Raw genomic sequence first — 283 nt, forward strand, 5'->3', positions numbered from 1 at the left:
ACCCAGTGGATTACATACAATGCCAATCGTTACTGGCTCTCCGAAGGTGGACCTCTTGTGAGTCTATCCCCTTCCCACGATAGGGGGTTTCGACTAATGTTCCCAAAGGCCCCGGGAGGCGCAGATGTCATCTTCATTGATGATCCTCAGATGCCTGGTCTCATTCCTCTCATCCGCAAAGTTCGCCCTGAAGTGCCGATTCTCTATCGTTCGCACATCGAGGTGCGCAGTGACCTCATCCACCAAGAAGGGTCGCCACAATCAGAGGTCTGGGACTATCTCT

The 283-nt window shown here is 53.0% G+C and carries 1 protein-coding gene; it reads left to right on the plus strand.

Annotated elements, in window-relative coordinates:
• Positions 1-96: 96 nt before the first annotated feature.
• Positions 97-283: hypothetical protein (locus K6753_RS14880; RefSeq protein ID WP_425492142.1), on the plus strand; the 187-nt coding region annotated here is incomplete at its 3' end.

It is taken from the genome of Novilysobacter selenitireducens (genome assembly GCF_020026895.1).
GTDB lineage: Bacteria > Pseudomonadota > Gammaproteobacteria > Xanthomonadales > Xanthomonadaceae > Lysobacter_C > Lysobacter_C selenitireducens.